We start from the raw sequence: 341 nt of genomic DNA on the forward strand, positions 1-341 counted from the left end.
CAGAAAGCCTGGAAGATCGTCGGCGCGCGCAGGAACTTCGGGTCGTTCATCATCACCTCCTCGCCCGTTTCCGGGTTGTAGAGGTAGTTGCCGCAGATGCCGTGCACAGCGGGCGGCCGGCCGGTGGCGATCGACAGATTGTTCGGGTTGGTGAAGCTCGGGATCACCGAATGGGCAAAGCGCACCGTGCCCTTCTTTTTGATCCTTTCCAGCGCCGGCATCAGCCCGGCCTCGATCGCCTCATCGAGATAGGCCGGCTCGCAGCCATCGAGGCAGATGGCGATCGCCGGCACCCGCGGCCAGGCATAGGAGCGGCCATTGGCCGTGACGTTGACGGGAGA

At 64.2% G+C, this 341-nt stretch carries 1 protein-coding gene; it reads right to left on the reverse strand.

The window, feature by feature from the left end; genetic code table 11:
- The coding region (locus tag EN874_RS32665; protein WP_189396748.1) for an alkaline phosphatase family protein at positions 1-341 on the reverse strand (341 nt) is incomplete at both ends.

Origin of the sequence: Mesorhizobium sp. M1D.F.Ca.ET.231.01.1.1 (assembly GCF_003999155.2) — a bacterium.
Taxonomy (GTDB): Bacteria; Pseudomonadota; Alphaproteobacteria; order Rhizobiales; family Rhizobiaceae; genus Mesorhizobium.